The sequence below is a fragment of the Novosphingobium sp. FW305-C-111 genome (assembly GCF_058783565.1).
Genome location: NZ_JBYSYP010000002.1, coordinates 218,907 through 233,816, shown reverse-complemented (window position 1 = coordinate 233,816; position 14,910 = coordinate 218,907). Strand labels below are relative to the sequence as shown.

13 protein-coding genes are annotated in these 14,910 nt (G+C 66.3%); 1 reads left to right on the top strand and 12 read right to left on the bottom strand.

Annotation, left to right across the window (positions count from 1 at the left end; translation table 11 throughout):
- Nucleotides 1-2: 2 nt before the first annotated feature.
- The 3 genes from AC3WLD_RS03665 to AC3WLD_RS03655 all read right to left on the bottom strand — a co-directional run bounded on the left by AC3WLD_RS03665 (nt 3) and on the right by AC3WLD_RS03655 (nt 3,638).
- Complete coding sequence (locus tag AC3WLD_RS03665) at nt 3-866, bottom strand: hypothetical protein (RefSeq protein WP_492555566.1); 864 nt, start codon at nt 864-866, stop codon at nt 3-5.
- 10 nt (nt 867-876) lie between these two features.
- Nucleotides 877-2,343: a hypothetical protein gene (locus AC3WLD_RS03660; RefSeq protein ID WP_492555565.1), complete on the bottom strand. Its 1,467-nt coding sequence runs from the start codon at nt 2,341-2,343 to the stop codon at nt 877-879.
- Between the two features lie 116 nt (nt 2,344-2,459).
- Nucleotides 2,460-3,638 (bottom strand): glycosyltransferase family 4 protein, encoded by a 1,179-nt coding sequence (locus AC3WLD_RS03655; protein WP_492555564.1) that lies wholly within the window; start codon nt 3,636-3,638, stop codon nt 2,460-2,462.
- Between the two features lie 124 nt (nt 3,639-3,762).
- Between AC3WLD_RS03655 and AC3WLD_RS03650 the strand changes: the two genes are divergently transcribed.
- Nucleotides 3,763-5,007 (top strand): glycosyltransferase family 4 protein, encoded by a 1,245-nt coding sequence (locus AC3WLD_RS03650; protein ID WP_492555563.1) that lies wholly within the window; start codon nt 3,763-3,765, stop codon nt 5,005-5,007.
- Here the strand turns inward: AC3WLD_RS03650 and AC3WLD_RS03645 are convergent, their stop codons facing one another.
- The 9 genes from AC3WLD_RS03645 to fcl form a co-directional block, all read right to left on the bottom strand.
- Nucleotides 5,008-7,164 (bottom strand): hypothetical protein, encoded by a 2,157-nt coding sequence (locus AC3WLD_RS03645; protein WP_492555562.1) that lies wholly within the window; start codon nt 7,162-7,164, stop codon nt 5,008-5,010. It abuts the gene before it with no gap.
- Nucleotides 7,161-7,595: a hypothetical protein gene (locus AC3WLD_RS03640; protein ID WP_492555561.1), complete on the bottom strand. Its 435-nt coding sequence runs from the start codon at nt 7,593-7,595 to the stop codon at nt 7,161-7,163. The genes AC3WLD_RS03645 and AC3WLD_RS03640 overlap by 4 nt, the downstream gene beginning before the upstream one ends.
- Nucleotides 7,596-7,687: 92 nt before the next feature.
- Nucleotides 7,688-8,359 (bottom strand): HAD family hydrolase, encoded by a 672-nt coding sequence (locus AC3WLD_RS03635; protein ID WP_492555560.1) that lies wholly within the window; start codon nt 8,357-8,359, stop codon nt 7,688-7,690.
- Nucleotides 8,356-9,102: a 3-deoxy-manno-octulosonate cytidylyltransferase gene (locus AC3WLD_RS03630; protein WP_492555559.1), complete on the bottom strand. Its 747-nt coding sequence runs from the start codon at nt 9,100-9,102 to the stop codon at nt 8,356-8,358. Before AC3WLD_RS03630 ends, AC3WLD_RS03635 begins: the two co-directional genes overlap by 4 nt.
- A 10-nt stretch (nt 9,103-9,112) precedes the next feature.
- Nucleotides 9,113-10,627 carry an N-acetylneuraminate synthase family protein gene (locus tag AC3WLD_RS03625; RefSeq protein ID WP_492555558.1) on the bottom strand — a complete coding sequence of 505 codons (1,515 nt, stop codon included), beginning with the start codon at nt 10,625-10,627 and terminating at the stop codon, nt 9,113-9,115.
- Nucleotides 10,539-11,276, bottom strand: coding sequence for an inositol monophosphatase family protein (locus tag AC3WLD_RS03620; protein ID WP_492555557.1), 738 nt, complete (start codon nt 11,274-11,276; stop codon nt 10,539-10,541). The genes AC3WLD_RS03625 and AC3WLD_RS03620 overlap by 89 nt, the downstream gene beginning before the upstream one ends.
- Nucleotide 11,277: 1 nt before the next feature.
- The gene (locus AC3WLD_RS03615; RefSeq protein ID WP_492555556.1) at nt 11,278-12,648 is read right to left on the bottom strand and encodes a lipopolysaccharide biosynthesis protein; all 1,371 of its coding nucleotides are present in this window, start codon (nt 12,646-12,648) and stop codon (nt 11,278-11,280) included.
- Entirely contained in the window at nt 12,645-13,874 is a 1,230-nt protein-coding gene (locus AC3WLD_RS03610) for a WcaI family glycosyltransferase (protein WP_492555555.1), read from the bottom strand. Before AC3WLD_RS03610 ends, AC3WLD_RS03615 begins: the two co-directional genes overlap by 4 nt.
- Before the next feature lie 28 nt (nt 13,875-13,902).
- Nucleotides 13,903-14,862, bottom strand: a complete 960-nt coding sequence (fcl, locus tag AC3WLD_RS03605; RefSeq protein ID WP_492555554.1) for a GDP-L-fucose synthase — start codon at nt 14,860-14,862, stop codon at nt 13,903-13,905.
- Between the last annotated feature and the right edge of the window lie 48 nt (nt 14,863-14,910).

Genomic DNA, 14,910 nt, shown 5'->3' with positions numbered 1-14,910 from the left:
CGTCACACCTCCCACGAATGGTTGGTGCAGGCGATGCCGTGGCGCGCGAGCATCGCCGAAATTCCGCGCAGAACGCCAGCGGCCTTGTCGAAAGAGCCGGCCCCGACTGCGCTTTGGCCGTCGGCCACGCCGCTCGCCCGCCCGCTCGAAAAGTCGCAGCCGATCAGCCCTATCTCGCGTGCGCCCTGCATCGCCGCGAAGACCACCGCGGTCAGCGCAGAACTGTGTTCGAGGATCGGCAGCGTCCGGCCAGGCGCGGGCAAGGAAAAGGTGGACCAGTCGGGCTGCACCGGATAGCGCCGCATCAGCAGCGGCAGGCGCAACGGGCCGGCCTTGACCGACTGGAAACGCCAATAGCTCTCGTCGGGGCGGAGCATCGTGAACATCGCCCGGCCTCCCTCGGTCAGGTAGTGCCAGTGGTCGAAAAACACCGGGGCATAGATGCAGCGCGCGGGCCCCAGGCGCACGAAGTCGTCCAAGCCATGGGCGTCCATGTATTCGCGCACGGGACCAAGGTCCGTCGTGAAGAAATAGGGCCGTGAACCAAGGTCTGCGCGGCGTAGCGCGAAGTTGATGTGCAGCACCGCGTCGTAGGACGCGAACAGATCGGCGTGTGCCCGGTCGAGGCTCGGTCCGGTGCCCATCACCAGCACCCGCTTGTCCGCGAAGTCGTCGTGCCAGACGGGCGGGCAGGCTTCATTCACGTGCGCGGCAATCGCTGCCGCGCCGCTGACCGACAAGCGGGGCAACTGCAGCGCAAAACGCCAGCGACTGTCTTTCCAGTCGATGACGCCGACAGGGGGGCGAATCAGTTGCCGGGTGTGCGGCTGGTAGGGTTCCGGGCGAGCCGGCGGCTGGGTAGCCATCAGCGGCGGTTCACGCCGGCTTGCCGAGCGCAAGCCGCCTCCTGACGCTGCGCGGCACGCTGCTGGCAGAAGGGGCCGCGAGCGTGGGCGCATCCGCCTCTGCCACCCGCGTCGCCTGCCGCGCCCGCATGGCGCGGGTGGGCCCTTGCGCCTGTCGGGCCAGGGCGAGACGGATCATGGCCAGCGTCGGCACGCCCTTGAACCGGCGCACCAACACCAGCAATCCGATCGGCAACAACAGGAACAGGCCCTGGCGAAAAATGGTGATCAGCCCGCCGTCGCGGAAGCCGATGATTAGGAGCGAATAGAAGACGAGGTACGTCGAAATCTTGATCGCATCCTGGTCCCCGCCCGCGAACCAGCGATAAAACCGCCCCAGCGCCCAACCCCACAGGCCACACCAGAACGCAACCCCCAGCCAACCGAGTTGCGTCCAGCCAAGCCCGGGTAACGAGGAGGTCATCCCCAGCGGCTGGCCATAACGGAACCAGTCGATCGTCTTGATCGGTGCGCCCGCCGGCTTGCCCGGCCACAGGACGCGCGGGATCGGTTCGGTGAGAAGTTGGAGGTTGTTGAGGAAGTAGTCGTAGGTTCCAGACCGCTGCGGAATGACGTAGACGATATACTCGAAGTACTCGAGATTGGCGAAATCCTGCCCTTCCAGCGGCCGAAGTCCCTCGCTGGAGTAACGCACCGTTTGGTTCTCGAACCCCAAGGCCTCGCGTAGAGCGTAACCGCGGTCGGTACCGATGGCATTGAAGACGAACCCTACGGCCAGAGCGAAAGCCAGAATTCGCGCACTCGGCAGCTTGATCTTGCGGTCGTAGAAAAAGAACAGTGCCGTCGCAAAGGCTGCCACAACAAACGGGCCACGCCCGCCACTCGCCGCCTTGATTACGAAAAACAGCGCGAGAGGCGCCAGCGAGTACAGCGTAAAGCGCCAATACCAAGCGATCAGGGCCGTGACCGGCACGAGCATCAGCATCGCTTCTGTCAGGTAGCCCACATCCGTCGTGTTGACGCGGATGTTGTCCTTCATGATCATCGAGTTCTCGCCGGTCACCGCGACATTGGTTGCGCGGTAGAGTGAGTACACCCCGATCGGCACGCAGATCGCCAGCATCCACGGCAAGACCCGGCGGATCAGCTTGCGCTCCGCGTCATGGGCAGGGCCGGACTTGAACGTCATTGGCACATTGCCTGAACGCATCGAGAACCACGCGAACGACAAAAGCCCAAGGTTGGTCGCGCCAAGTACCGTCAGCTTGTCCTCGAGAGAGGGCCGGAACTGGTATACATGATAGACGTAATCATAGCCGGCCAGATCGACGATGATCGGACGCAGTACGAACACGAACCCGTGAAAAGCCAGGTACAGGGTCAGCGGATGATAAAGCGATGCGAGGCCGCTCCGCAGGTAAAACGCGACCACGCCGAAATAGACCGCGACGGTCAGGAGCAGCATTGTCTCGTACATCGTGACTCCTGCATCCGCGATCGCAGCGAATGGGCCCGTTGGTCCATGTCCCTGTTGCGCAAGGACAGTTAGCCCGCATCCCCGTCAAGGGCAATGCTGCATCGCGGCGAGAGTGTCTACGCGGGCCTGTTCTCGGCCGCCGCCAGGCAACTGACTGCGAGATTCTCCGCCACCGTCTCGAGCGAGAACCGTTCGTTGTAGAGCGCCAAGCTCGCCTCACGCATCGCGGTGAGGCGGGCGCGGTCGGCCATCAAGCCGCTGAGCCGGTCCGCGATGCCCCTCGGATCAGCCGGGTCAATAACGTAGCCATTCACGCCCTCCCGAACGGTTTCCTCGGTCGCGCCGTCGTGGCGCGAGGCGAGGAGGGCGAGGCCGTAGCCCAGCCCCTCGAACCCGGCGAGCGAACGATAATCGGCCAAGCTGGGGATCGCGAGCACTTCTGCCGCGGCGTAATACGCCCCCAGCTCGTCATAGCGCTTGCGCCCTTCAAAGCGCACCCCGGCCAGCCCGAGCACGTTGGCCGCTGCTTCCAGCTCGGCACGCTCGGGCCCGTCGCCGACCACGGTGAGGTCGATCGCCGAGCGCCTCTCGGCATCGAGCAGCGCCAGCGCCGCAAGGAACTCGCGCAGGCCCTTGCGCGGGTTGATGGAGTTGGCGAACAGCACCTTGACCGGCCCTTGCGACTGCCCGATCCTGACTTCCGGCCCCGGCGGACGCGAGGTCAGGTAGGGGGCGACCCGCACCTTGGCAGGATCGGCGCCGAGATCCTCGACGAGGTAACGCGCGCCCTTGGCGTTGTTGGTCTGGATCGCGTCGGCGCGGCGCACCGCCCAGCGCTTGATCCGGCGAACCCAGCGATTGCTGCTGCCACCGCGGGCGACGGGATCGGATTCGACCAGAAGGACCAGTCGCTTGCCGGGGCTCATGCTGGCGGCAAGCGCGGTGAGCAGGGCGGGCGGGGTGAACTCTATCGTCACAAGCACGTCGGTCCGGCGGGCGAGCAACCGCGGCAGAAGGGCCGGGGACGGCACAGCGACCTCGGTTTCATAGACTTGTCCGTCGGGCGCAGTGCGCCGGATCGGACGGCGGATCATGTGCAGAAGCGGTGCGAGCGCTATGCCGTAAGGGTTGCGGTGCCCGGTCCGCCCGTCCACAGCCACTTCGAAACCAGGCACGATTTCGCGGAAGGCGCGGAAGATTTCGCCGAAATACATCAAGTCGTCGCCATAGCCGTAGCCGTGCGAGATCATCAGCACCTTGAGCCTCGCGGCGCGCTCGCGTTCCTCGGGAGTCATGGCAGCGCGGGAAGTCCTTTGGCGGCAGGAATGCGAATTTGGTTGCGGCGCAGCATAAGCGATTGATATTCGCATGCAACGCCCATGGGCCGCGAGGCGGTTCCGCCGAGCCGAGGGAATGCGCTTGAACGTCGCCGTCTTCCATCCCGGAACCCAGCATTCGTGGCAGACCGCGACCGCGCTGCAGGACCTCGATCGCCTTGAATTCTACGCGACGAGCATCTTCTACAAGCCTGAGGAATGGCCCTACCGGATCGAGCGAATGCTGCCCGATGGGCTGCGCGCCAGGATCCACCGCGAGTTTGCCCGGTTCGAGCACAAGGCTCTCGATCCGGCGAAGGTCCGCACGATCGGCATGTTCGAATGGGCCGAGCGGTTTGCGGCACGCGCCGGGCGACAGCGCCTGGCGGTGCGGCTCGACCAGATGGGCAATCGCCGCTTCTCGCGGCTGCTGGAGCGGGAGATCCGCTCCGACCGGCCGTTCGCGCTGTGGGGCTACAATTCCAGCTCGCTCGAAAGCTTCCGCGTCGCCCGCACGGTGGGGCGCAAATCGATCCTCGATCGCACCATCGGCGACTGGCGGTACTACAACGAGGCCATGGCCGCGGTGTTCGAAAGCCATGCCGAATGGTTTCCCGACGAGCACAAGGCCATGGAGCAGCTCGTCATCGACCGCGACGACGAGGAGTACGACGCGGCCGACCTGATCGTCTGCGGCAGCCGCTGCTGTGCCGAGACCATCGCGGCGCACTCTCCGGTGCCGGGGGTGGCCGAAAAGCTGCGGGTCCTGCCCTACTGCTTCGACGCGGCGCTGTTCGAAAACGTCCCTCCGCCGGCCCCGGTCGACCGGGGTGGGCCGGTGAAGTTTCTGTTCGTCGGCCAGGTCGGCTTGCGCAAGGGGGTGCACCATGTGCTCGAGGCGATCGCGCAGCTCCCGCCGGAGCAGGCACAGCTGACACTGGTCGGACAATTGCAGGTCTCGAAGAAGGTCTTCGCCCGCTATGCCGACCGGGTAACCTACCTGCCGACCGTACCCCGTGCCGAGATTCCCGCGATCATGGCGCAGCACCACGCCATGGTCTTCCCGAGCTACTTCGAGGGTTCGTCGCTCTCGCTGCTTGAATCGCTCGCCTCGGGGCTGGCGCTGGTCCAGACCCACGAGGCGGGCAACGGGGTCACGCCCGATACCGGAATCGCCCTGGCGAAGCCCGATACCGGGCTTACCCTCGCGGCGATGCAGGCGCTGATCGACGACCGCGACATGCTCGACCGCTGCCGCGGCAACGCCCAGGCCGAGGCACGCAATTATTCGTTTGCGCGCTACCGCGAGAACATCGCCGCGCTGCTCGCCGCCGAGGGAATCGGCTGATCACCCTGGGATCGAGCAGCGCGCGGTAAAGGTCTGCGCTGCCGGATCGAGCGTCGCTCCGCCGTCGATGTTGCGGACCCAGAACTTCACCTGGTCGGTCTCGCCCCGCACCGCGCTGATGACAAAGCCGGTCAGGATCGCCGGGGGCATGACCTCGACGCGGTGCCAGGGACGGCAGCCCGGCAGGGCGATGACATAAGGCCCGCTTTCGGCCCCGGCGGCGGTCGCTGCGATGTCGATCGAGGCGGCCGCGCTGCGCGGAGCCGGTGCCTGGATCACATCCCAGCGCACCTGCGTCCTGTTGCAGCGCAGCCGGACCCGGTCGCGAAAACCGACCAGCGCCTTCTTCGTGCCGGCATCGACCAGTTCGACGAAGTGCGCCGTCTTCGTTCCATCGATGTGCTCGATGCTGATCTCATCGCCTTCCTGATACATCGTCGTCGCCGGCAGATTGACCGAATAGACCCCCGCCCCGCCCGAGAAGGTCGCCGGGCGCAGGGCGTGATAGCCCCAGTCCGGACTTGCGGTCGTCGTCGGGTCGAACGGCATCGCGCCGGCGCTGGTTGAGGAGCGGTTCAACCCCTGGTCGATCAGCGCGACATAGTTGCCCGAGACGCTGGTCAGCCCGGCGCAGAACGCATCGACATGGCCGCGGGCGTAGATGTAGTTCGCCGGGCCGGTCGGAAACTTCTGCTCGTAGACGTTGACCACCCGCCTGTTCGCATCCTGCGCTTCCTTTGACCGGCGAATGTCGAGCCGCACGGTGTTGTTGCGGACGAACTGGTTGGTGCCGGTGGGGTCGCCGAGCACCCTCAGCGCGCTCGTCACGTCGGCGCTGTGCGCGGTAACGATCAGGTCGATATTGATGCCTTTGGCTTCGTTCACCGACGATTGCTGGCTGATTTCCGCCCAGCCGTCGATCAGGTGGACGCGGCCAGAGAGGAAGTTGCCAAGATAGGTGCGCCCGCAGTTCTCGAACAATACGTCCACCTGCGCGCGCGGCATCGTCCCGTCGCTGCGCAGCGCGCCGCTGTACTCGTACCCGCCCTTCAGTTCGCCACCACTCCCGCAGCCTTTGGCGTGGACGTTGACAAAGCGGCCGTACTCCCAGCCCAGCCAGCCCTCGATCACCCCGATTGCGTTCTCGCAGTAGGCGCCGTTGACGTCGACGGAGCGCGGCCCGTTGGGATTGAAGCTGCTCCCGTTGGTGTTGCGCGAGGTGTAGTTGCGCACCACCAGGCGCTGGTTGCTGGTCAGCCCGCCGCCGCAATAGATGTGTTCGCCGAGGAAGCCATCAAACCCGCTGTCGATCAGGGTGATGTTGCCGACATGCTTGTCGTTCTGGCACCAGATGCCCTTGTTGGAGATGTCCCACGCATTCTCCCGCCCTGGCGTACGCGAGGGCGGGTGGCAGGGCCACGCGCTGTTGAGCGAGGCGGTGATGCCGGTGAAGAAGGTGATCCCGCGCATGGCCAGGTGCGACAGTGCGGCATCGCCGGGGTTCGGAAAGCCGGGCATGTTGACCGTGCCGGTCAGCTTGATCGCGGCGCCGCGCCAGATCACATCGCCGCCATACGTCGCGGAATTGATCACCTGATAGTCGGTAAGCTTGTTGCCGCCCGTCGGCCCCTTGCAGTCGAGCACGGTGCCAAGCGGGTGGGTCGAAACAAGCGAACAGGCCCACTGGTCGACGACGAGGTGATTTCCGGTGTGGTCGGCCGCGTCGGTGAAGCTGCCGACATGAAGCCCGACCCACAGTTCGTAGCGTTGCTGCGGGAAAATGACGCCCTTGAGTCCGACCGCTTTGCAATAATCGAGTGCGGCCTGGATCACGAGGCGCTGGTTGGTCCCCGCGGCATAGGCCGGACAGCCCAGCTGTTCCGGTGCGATGAACCCTTCGGCATTGCCGATGAGGCGGAACCAGCGCCCTTCCGCGCCGGCGAAGACGGCGAGCGGATGCGCCGCTGCCAGCGCGGCGGTGGCGAGGCTGTCGCTGACATAGCTGCCCGCGCCGAGCCCCGCCGCGGTGTGCCCGCTCGACTCGATCCGGCGAACGCTCGCCGGCAGCCTGGCCTGCGCCAGTTCGGCGAAGGTCAGCGGGCTCTGCGCGGCAGCACGGACGGCGAGTGCGCGGGCGGTGAAGTCGGGCGCGCTCACTGCGACACCCGGTAGCTGACCGAGCCGGACGTCAGGGCGATGTCGAGATAGAGCGTCGCGCCCGCCTCGCCTTCCTGCCACACGACCTCGTTGCAGTTGTTGGTGAAGCGCGCCCAAGGCGTGCCGCCCGCAGTCAGCCCCTGCCTGGTCGAACCGCCATCGGCCGAACGCACCAGTGAGACCGTGCCAGCCCAGGTGCCCGAGAGCTGGAGGTGGACCGGCACGTCCCGCAGCGGCGCAAAGGGTCCTGCCAGCGTCGTCCCGCCGGCCTGTCCTGATAGCGGCGAGGGGGCGCTTGCGGCACGGGTCTGCGCGACCGGCAGCGGCGCGGCGGCGGTCACGAGGGCGAGGTCGCCGGCGGGATCGGCATAACCGACCGCGGTGGGTGTGGCGTAGTTGGCGGGGGGATTGATCGGGGTCTTCGTCGGCATCGGGCTTCCCTTCGCGGAAAAAAGCCCGATGCCAGCTATAGACGGGGTATCGTGTAGGACAGGCGAAGTACTGCCAAAATGGCGCGACCGGTTCAGCCGGGCTTGCGCTGCTGCAGCAACTCGATGGAATCGATGACGTCTATCCCGTTGGCGGCGGTAAAGGCCGGCCAGTCGGGTACTTCCGTCCAGTAACTGGCGAACACGAAATCGAGACCGGCCGCGCTGGCCGCACGCCAGTCGTAGGTGCTGTCGCCGATGAACAGCGCCGGTCCGGCGATGGTACCGCCGGCGAGCTCCCGTGCGAGGATCGTGTCCTTGTCGTCGGGACTGCCGAAGATTCCGCCGTCGAACAGGTCGGCGAGCCCGCGCTCGGCCAGAATCTCGCGCAGTTCGCCCTGGAGCGTGCCGGACACGACAAGCCAGCGCGCATCAGCGGTCGCTTCGCGCAGGGCGTGGAGGCCCGGCACCACCGCGCATTCCAGCATTTCCTGCCGAATCACCCGCGCGTAGCGTTCCAGCAGCTCGTCGAAGCCGGGGCCCGGCGATCCCGCCGGCACGATCTCGCCCAGGAAGTGACGGAACTTCGCGATCCGCGATATGCCGCCGTTGGCGACGTGGTGCGCCGCCAGCGCATCTGCGGCCGCCTCGCCGTAGGGCAGCCCGACGGTGCGGAAAGCCTCGGTCTTCAGAGCGTTGGAATCGAGGATCACCCCATCGCAATCGAACACGTAGGTCCGGTAGCAATGCCCGTTGCCAGCGCTCATTTCACCGTGAGGCCGCGCTCGGCAACGATGGCGCGAATGTGCTCGAGATCCTTGGGCGTATCGACCGAAAGCCCCTCCGGCGCCTCGGCCCGCACCATCCGCAGCGGCACGCCGTTCTCGATGAAGCGCAGCTCGTTGACGTCCTCGATCCGCTCGTTTGACCCGCGCGGAGTTGCGGCAAAGAAGCGCAGCGCGGCACGGTTGTAGATCAGCACGCCGACGTGCTTCCAGTAGTCGTAGTTGAGACTGGACTTGGGAAACGGGATCGGGCTGCGCGACATGTACTGCGCGGTGCCATCGGCGGCGAACACGACCTTGATGTTGGTCGGGTCCATCACCTCGGCCGGCGCCTTCATTCGCGCCGCGATGTTGGCGACATAGATCGCATCCGCGTCAGGCAACGCATCGGGCACGATCTTGCCAAGGAAATCCGGGTCGATCAGCGGCTCATCGCCGTTCACGCAGAGGTAGAGGTCGGCGTCCACCTTTTCCGCCACTTCGTTCAGCCGTTCGGTGCTGGTCCCGTGAGCGCTCGAGGTCATGATGTAGTTGAGCCCGTGCGCCTCGCACGCTGCGGCGATGCGCTCGTCGTCGGTCGCGACCCACGCTTCGGCGATCAGCGGCGAGCGGACCACGCGGTTGTAAACCCACGCGATCATCGGCGAACCGGCGATGTCGGCCAGCGGCTTTCCCTCGAACCGGGTCGAGCCATAGCGTGCGGGAATAACGGCGACGACCTTCATCGGGTGGACCTCACTTGAAGTACTTGTGGTGCTCGCTGGGCTGCACCGTCTTTTCCTCGCTGCCGACGATCACCTCGGCCTCGCGAACCTTGGCGACGTAGTCCTTGAACTCGCCGCGGGTCAAATCGAGCGCCACCGCGTCGAAGTGTGCCCATTCGGTGTTGCCGAGCTTGACGTGCTTTTCGACCATGCGCGCACCTGCGGCCACCGCCAGCGCCGAACCGAACCAGCCGTGATCGTGGCTCGAGTAGCCCGGTACGATCCGCGGGTTCTCCTTCGCAAGATGGGCGTAGTGGCGGACGACGCCGACGTTGCAGTCCTCGGCCGGGGTCGGATAGGCGGAGTTGCACTGGAGCAGGTGCAGCTCGGGGCTTCGCGCGAAGGTTTCCAGCACCCAGCTTTCGAAGGCCTTGTCGGTCATGCCGGTGGACAGGACGATCGGCCGGTCGCAGGTCCGGGCCACCAGTTCGAGATAGTCGGTATGCTCGGAAATGGTCGAGGGCAGCTTGATCGCGTGGCTCCCGGCTTCCAGCAGGAAGCGATACGAAGCTTCGTCGAGGGCGGAGGCGAACCACTTGATCCCCAGCCGGTCGCAGAGCCCGTGGAGGAACGCGAAGTCGTCGCGGTCGAGTTCGAGCTGGTGGCGATAGTCGCGAAAGGTCGTGCCGAACGGCGACTTGTACGGCGCGGCAAGCTGCTCGGGCGAATAGAAGCTTTCCACGTCGCGCTTCTGGACCTTGACGTAGTCGGCCCCGGCCGCCTTGGCCGCGCGCACCATCCGCTCGAGCCGCCCGCGATCGCCGAAGTGGTTGGTGGTAAGCTCGGCCACGACCGAAACCCGCCAGTCACGACCCGCTTCCTGCGGCTCGGGCAGGAACTGCTCGCGCAGGTCGTCGCTCGATAGGCGCGAGAACGGACGCTTGCCGACGTGGACGACATCGATCTCGCTGCCCTGGAGCATGTAGAGGGCGTTGAGCAGGAAGTTCTCCTGCATCTCGATCCGCAGGCGGCGCTGGTCCTCCGAGTCGGTCTCGTAGTGCCGGGCGATAGCGGAGGCGTTGCCGGCCTCGGCCCGGAAATCGAACCCGACCATGTAGACCGTCTGCGGGCGGCCGCGGCTCCTCGCGACCGCGCGGGCAACCTGCAGCGCGGTCAGGAAGAGCACGTCCTCGATCACGATCTCGTCCGACAGCAGGCGCTGGACCATCAGGTCCGCGCCTTCCTGGGACAGCGAGACGTGGCGGGTTCGCACGACCTCGGCGACCGGCGTCGCGAAGTCGGTGCTGGTGATGTAAAGCCGCGCGCGCGGGCCTTCGTGGGCGAGCGCATCCTTCACCCAATCGGCGTGGAAGATCGAGATGTCGCTCGGATAGATCCGCTCGGCATCGTTCAGACCGATGACCAGCGAACCGGCATAGACCTCGGCCGGGATCTCGTCAGCCGACGGACCCTTGCCCAGGATGAAGATCGTATCGGTGCCGTATGTCGACGCGATGGCGTCGATCTGGCGCGAGAAGCTGTCCACGGTAGAGTTCTCCTTCGAGATGGACTTCGCAGCCGTGCTCCGCGGCCAGCGACACGCCGGCCTGCAGGTCCCACGCGTAAGCGCCCTTCGGATTGACGAAGCGCGCGAACGTGCCGCGAATGACATTGTAGGCATTGTAGACTGCGCAGCCCATGATCCGGCTTTCCGGATTGTCCGCGATGATCTGACCGATTTCCGCATTGTATGACGAGGAAAGCCCGACCACGCGCGAATGGAACTTCTCCACCGCGTGACCGGTGAGGATCGCATCGCCCAGTTCGGGCAGCATCAGCGCGCTGCCCTTGTGTTCGCCGTCGTGCCAGATCGACAGCGCGACGCCCCATTCGCGCAGGCCCGAACAGAAGTTCTCCGTCCCGTCGATCGGGTCGAGGATCGCCATCCACCGGGTGGTCAGGTCCATGCCGGGGACATAGCTTTCCTCGGCCACCAGCAGCACGTCCGGCAGGCGTTCCTTCAGGAACCCACCGATCAGCTCCTCGTGCCAGTAGTCGGCCTTGGTGACCGGGCTGCCGTCGGGCTTCCAGGTGATCTCGCGGCGAAGCGAGAGGGTCTTGGGCAGGTTGGCGCGCACGAGGTCCCAGCACTCGCCGAGCAGCGCGGGAACGTCGATTGCGGAAGGCTCGGCCATGTCAGCGGGACTTTCTGAGGGATTGGAAGGTGGCGACCGGGCGGCGCAGGTCGGCAAGCGTGGCGTGCATCCCTTCGCGGAACGCGGGGATCGTCAGCCAGTGCCGCCAAGCGAATAGCAGCATCGCGCCCAGTGTGACACCATCGACGATCGCCGAGGCAATGGCCGCGGAAACGTTGCCCATTTCGTCGGCCGTCGCCCAGATGAAGCCGAGCCCGAGCACGCCGATCAGCAGGTTCGCACCCGTGATCTCCTTCTGCCGGTTGACCGCAAGAATGACGTTGAGCAGCGGGTTCCACATGCCGCCGGCGAACGACGACAGCGCGATGAACACCAGCAGTGCCATCGACGGATCGATCGCCCCGCCGGTCCACAGTCGGATCACCGGCTGGCCCAGCAGGACGAGGCCGAGCCCCATGCCCGTCGCCATGAACGCCGAGGTCGCGAGGACCAGCCCGAAGTACCGGCCCGCCTTGAAGTTCTCGCCCTTGGCCATCTCGTTGCCGAACTCCTGCGCGGCCGGCTGGGCGACGACCAGCGAGACCTGCAAGCCGATCCGCGAGATCGTCCGCACCGCGACGAACGCCGGAACTGCCGCCGCGCCTGCGACGGCGCCCAGCACCGCGACGCTCGCCTGGAGGAAGGTCATCAGCCCCAGCCCGAGCAGCGATGCGGCCAGCGCCGGCCGCCACATTTCGCGCCATTCCGTCCGGCTGGCGCCCGAGAACCCTGGCGCAACCTGGCGGAACCGGCTGAAGCTCAGCGCAAAGACGATTGCGATGGATACGCCGCGCATAGCCAACAGGGCAGCGGCCGCGACGACGGGGCCGTAGCCTGCGAACACCGCGATGATCACCGCGAAGTTCTCGATTCCGTAGCTCGCGGTGTTCGACCACACGGTAAGCGGAAATTGCCCGCTGGCGCGGAAGATCGTGGTGTTGAGGCGGAAAACGATCGTGCCCAGGCCATAGACCATCAGCATCAGGATTGTCAGGCGGGCATCCTCGGCCGGGAAGCCCGCCGCAGTGGGCAGTGCCGAATCGGGCAGGTACCACAGGACCGCCGCGAGAATCAGCGAGATGGCGACGCAGATCGCCGTGGCGACAAGCCAGGCGGTATGGATCACGGTCCGCGCCTTGTCGGTCTCGCCGCGCGACATGAACATCGTCATCCGCGCCCACGCCGAGGTGACGATGCCGAAGTCGCCCATCGCCAGGAACGTCGGGATCGTCCCGATCATGGCCCATGTACCGAACAGGGTCAGCCCCCAGGCATGAGTCAGCACCGGCACCATCAGCAGCTGGACCGCGCTGACCACGACCTTGTCGAGGACGATGGAGGCCGAGCCGACAAGGATCTTGCGCGCGCTCACCCGCGTCGGCCGTGCGCGACCAGGCGGGCAGCGCGCGCTTCGAAACCGTCGATGATGGCATCTTGCGACCAGCGCTCCGCCGCGCGGCGGCGGGCGGCGACGCCAAGCTCCGCAGCCATCGGCGCATCATCGAGCAGGCGCTCGATCCCGGCGGCCAGCGCGGCGGCGTCGCCCGGCGGCGTGTTGATCCCGCAGCCCTCGACCTCGTCAAACAGGCCCGTGCCGGGGGCGGCGGTCGCCACCACCGGGCGGCCGGACGCGAGCATGTTGGTCAGCTTGGAGGGAAGGACAAGATCGGCTGCGCCGACGATCTGCGGCAGGAGGTGGACAGACGCGAGCGAGAGGAAATCGGCCATCCGCTCGGCCGGCTGGAGATCGTGGAACTGGACGTTGGTGAGGCCCTGCGCCCGCTCCGCCAGCCGGGCGCGATTCGGCCCTTCGCCGCAGATGACGAAGGCGAGGTCGCCGCGGTGCGACAGCGCGCGGGCGGCATCAATGACGATTTCCAGGCCCTGCTTGTTGGCGATATTGCCTGAATAGAGCGCGACCTTCCTGTCGCCCAGTCCCCACTCGCGGCGGTATCCCGAAGCGTCGGCGGCGGCGAAATCGAAGCTCGCATTGCTCCAGTTGCGCAGCTGGTAGACACGCTCCCCGGCGATCCCCTTCTCTCCCAGCTTCGCGCACATCTGCGGGCTGATCGAGGAGACGAGATCGGCCATGCCAAGGATGCGGTTCTCCGCGCCGCGGGCCAGCCCTGCGAGGCCGCCGCCCTTGACCAACCCGGTGGCGAAGGCCGCCTCGACCTCGAAATCCTGCACATGCAGCCACAGCGGCGCGCCTGCTCGCCGCGCCGCCCGGGCCGCGACCGGGACGCCGAGCAGCGACGGGGCGACCGTGAAAACGAGGTCTGGCTTCGACTTGGCCGCTTTGATGGCCGGGCCATAGGCAGAGCGGGCAAAGCTCAGGTGGTGGGCGATGCGCTTGGCACCCGTGGGATTGGCCGGAATGAAGTGCGGAACACGGGTGACGACGACACCGTTCTCCGTGGTCGAGCTGCGCCCTTCCGGCTGGCCCGGGTATGCCTTCCACTGCGGATAATACGGCTTTCCCGCGACGACCTGCACGTCATGGCCTCGCGCCGCCAGCGCTTCGGCCAGCCCGGTCGTATAAGGTCCGATCCCGACCGGCTCGGGCGCATAGTTCAGGCCGAGGATCAGCAGCTTCATGCGCGGTTCCAGACCCGTGCCGACGCGGTCAGAGCGTGCCTTCCTTGACATGCCCGGCGAGGAACTCGGCATAGGCGCTGGCGATGCCCTCGCGCAATCCGATCGTCGGCCGCCAGCCCATTGCGGCGATCTTGTCGCCGCTCATCAGCTTGCGCGGCGTACCGTCGGGCTTGGTTTCGTCCTTGGTGATCGCGCCGGTGAAGCCGACCACGTCGCAGACCAGCTGCGCCAGCTCGCCGATCGGGATGTCGGTGCCGGAGCCGAGGTTGACGTGCTCGAAATCCGAGTAGTTCCTCAGCAGGAACACGCAGCCGTCGGCCAGATCGTCGACGTGGAGGAACTCGCGCCGCGGCGTCCCGGTGCCCCAGATCTCGATGCTCCGGGCACCGGATTCGCGGGCTTCATGCGCCTTGCGGATCAGCGCCGGGAGGACGTGGCTCGACTTGAGGTCGTAGTTGTCGCCGGGGCCGTAAAGATTGGTCGGCATCGCGCTGATGTAGTCGCAGCCGTACTGGCGGCGGTAAGCCTGGCACAGCTTGATCCCGGCGATCTTGGCAATCGCGTACCATTCGTTGGTCGGCTCGAGCGGGCCGGTGAGCAGCGCGGCCTCGACGATCGGCTGCTCCGCGAACTTGGGGTAGATGCAAGAGGAACCGAGGAACAGAAGCTTCTCGACATCGGCCTGCCGGGCCGCCTCGATGACGTTCGCCTCGATCATCAGGTTGTCGTAGAGAAACTCGCCGGGAAAGCTGTCGTTGGCGAGGATCCCGCCGACCTTGGCGGCAGCGAGGACCACGGCGTCGGGCCGGTTCGCGGCGAACCATGCGCGGACCGAGGCCTGTTCCTTGAGATCGAGCTCGCTGCGACTGGCGGTGAGCACCTCGCAGCCCTCGCTCGCCAGCCTGCGGACGATCGCGGAGCCGACCATGCCCCTGTGCCCAGCCACGAAAACGCGTTTTCCGGCAAGATCATAGGCGGGTCGGGTCATCGGTGTTCCTGTGGGGCTGGCCAAGCAATGCTGCAATGCAATACTGAT

Coding starts and splice junctions, on each gene's coding strand:
- AC3WLD_RS03665 (WP_492555566.1), bottom strand. CDS start 866: ATGGCTACCCAGCCGCCGGCTCGCCCGGAACCCTACCAGCCGCACACC.
- AC3WLD_RS03660 (WP_492555565.1), bottom strand. CDS start 2,343: ATGTACGAGACAATGCTGCTCCTGACCGTCGCGGTCTATTTCGGCGTG.
- AC3WLD_RS03655 (WP_492555564.1), bottom strand. CDS start 3,638: ATGACTCCCGAGGAACGCGAGCGCGCCGCGAGGCTCAAGGTGCTGATG.
- AC3WLD_RS03640 (WP_492555561.1), bottom strand. CDS start 7,595: ATGCCGACGAAGACCCCGATCAATCCCCCCGCCAACTACGCCACACCC.
- AC3WLD_RS03635 (WP_492555560.1), bottom strand. CDS start 8,359: ATGAGCGCTGGCAACGGGCATTGCTACCGGACCTACGTGTTCGATTGC.
- AC3WLD_RS03630 (WP_492555559.1), bottom strand. CDS start 9,102: ATGAAGGTCGTCGCCGTTATTCCCGCACGCTATGGCTCGACCCGGTTC.
- AC3WLD_RS03620 (WP_492555557.1), bottom strand. CDS start 11,276: ATGGCCGAGCCTTCCGCAATCGACGTTCCCGCGCTGCTCGGCGAGTGC.
- AC3WLD_RS03610 (WP_492555555.1), bottom strand. CDS start 13,874: ATGAAGCTGCTGATCCTCGGCCTGAACTATGCGCCCGAGCCGGTCGGG.
- fcl (WP_492555554.1), bottom strand. CDS start 14,862: ATGACCCGACCCGCCTATGATCTTGCCGGAAAACGCGTTTTCGTGGCT.